Consider the following 2,234-nt stretch of genomic DNA (forward strand, 5'->3'; position numbering starts at 1 on the left):
TTCGGGCGTCGGGCCAGCGGTCGGCGAAGGTGATCGCGAACGCGTTGACCGCGGGTTTCGTGCGCCGTGAGGCGCTGTGATTTGAGTGGAGGTGAGAGACCTTTGCCGTCGGGTCGTCGCAGCGGTCCGATAGGAGCTGAGGGCAGCCTGATCCGGGAGGTGCCGGGGAGGGTGGGAGCAGCCCTGACAAAGCCGGGACGTGTCAGCACTGCCAGATGGTGCGGGTCCGGCGAGCAGGATCGAGAGGAGCACGCGAGGAACCGATGTCTTAAAGCCCCTCAACGATTTACCGACTCCAACCTGGCGGATGCGGGTCGGGAGCGGCGCGTCCTGCAGCACCCGTGCTGCGGGAACTTCCTGGGTCTGGTGAAGCCCGTTCCTGGGGAGGCTGTGGTGAAGGTCTGCGGCGTAACCGCAGCGAGGCCGCAGGGGCAGAGTCGGACTCCTCCTCGATCGAGCGAATCACAGTGAACACGGGAACCGTTGCGGGTCCGCCTCTTTCGCGCGCAGCCAGCGTGATGGCGAGGCTGGGCTCATCGTCGGCCGAACGGCTCGCAGCGGGGCGGAGTCGTCGTAGTACTCCGAGATCGGGAAAGCCGATCACATGGGGAAGGGCGACAGCGAGAGGAGCATGTTGGTTGCTGTAATACCGAAAGACGCGCCACCGAACGGCGGCGCCGGCTGCGCGGACCCGAGGGGGCCGTGGCAGCGGGTATCGGAGATGCAGGACAAACTGCACCGTTGGGCGGCGGCCGATCCCGGTCGCCGGTTCGATGATGTGTTCAACCTCGTGCACGATCCGGCAACGCTGCGGGTGGCGTTCGACCGGGTCGCAGGCAACCGGGGCCGCAACACCCCCGGCATCGACGGCGTCACTGCCGATGATGTCGAACAGGGCCTCGGCGTCGAGGCGTTTCTGGACCAACTGCGGCTGTCGCTGAAGGACGGGACATTTCGCCCGGTCCCGGTGCGGCAGCGGCAGATTCCGAAACCCGGAGGGTCGGGAAAGCTGCGCAAGCTGGGCATCCCAACCATCGCGGATCGGGTGGTCCAGGCCGCATTGAAGCTGGTGCTGGAACCGATTTTCGAGGCCGACTTCTCGCCGGTCTCCTATGGGATCCGGCCGCGGCGGCGGGCGCACGACGCGATCGCCGAGATTCAGATGTTCGGCTCCCGCGGTTATCGGTGGGTGCTGGATGCTGATATCGAAGCGTGTTTCGACCGGATCGACCACACGGCTCTGATGGGCCGGGTTCGGTTGCGGGTCAGGGACAAGCGCGTCCTGATGCTGGTGAAGGCGTTCCTCAAGGCCGGGGTCATGATCGAGACCGGCCGCATCGAGGGCAACGACACCGGCACCCCGCAGGGCGGGATCCTGTCACCATTGCTGGCCAACATTGCGCTGAGCGTGCTCGATGAGCATGTGATGGCACCGTGGCGACCGGATGGAGTGATGGGAACGACCTATCGGCGCAATCATCGTCGTTCGAAAGGTCTGCCGACATGGCGGATCGTGCGCTATGCCGACGATTTCGTCGTGCTCGTGCATGGCCAAGAACACGACGTGGTTGCGTTGCGCGAGGATGTTACGAATGTGCTTGCCCCACTGGGTCTTCGACTCTCGGCGACCAAGACCCGGGTGCTGCATATGCGTGAGGGGTTCAACTTCCTCGGTTTCCGCATCCAGTGGAAACGCAAACGGGGAACACGGAAGTGGTTCGTTTATACCTTCATCGCCGACCTCCCGTTCCGGGCGGTGAAGGCGAAGATCCGTGCCCTGACACATCGAGTCAGCCAAGCAGATATGGGCGCGGTCATCGGCAGGATCAATCAGATCCTGCGCGGCTGGACCACCTATTTCCGGCACGCCGTCTGCAGTCACACGCTCGACCGGCTGCGATACTTCGTGAACTGGCGGCTCATCCGCTGGTTGCGCAAACGGCACCGCTGGCGATGGAAGATGTTCCGCCGCAAGTTCACCACCCCGACCGGGCGGTGGCTTCCGATGGCAGCGGACGGAGTCGCAGTATTCAACCCGGCATCGGTCACGATTGCCCGATACCGCTACCGGGGCAACAAGATTCCCAACCCATTCCTGCGACGCAGAACAGCCTGACGGCATCCGATCGTGGAGAGCCCGGTGCGTCGAGAGGCGCACGCCGGGTTCGGCGAGCGGTCCGGGGAAACGGAGCGGCAGCAATACCGCCACCGCGCCTCGGGCCGACTCAACCACC

At 64.8% G+C, this 2,234-nt stretch carries 1 protein-coding gene; it reads left to right on the top strand.

Annotated features, from left to right (window positions below; all coding sequences use genetic code 11):
* Positions 1-721: 721 nt before the first annotated feature.
* Positions 722-2,116, top strand: coding sequence for a group II intron reverse transcriptase/maturase (ltrA, locus tag IRT45_RS36065; RefSeq protein ID WP_194810231.1), 1,395 nt, complete (start codon positions 722-724; stop codon positions 2,114-2,116).
* The last annotated feature ends 118 nt before the right edge of the window (positions 2,117-2,234 follow it).

Origin of the sequence: Nocardia sp. BSTN01, assembly GCF_015354405.1 — a bacterium.
Classification (GTDB): domain Bacteria; phylum Actinomycetota; class Actinomycetes; order Mycobacteriales; family Mycobacteriaceae; genus Nocardia.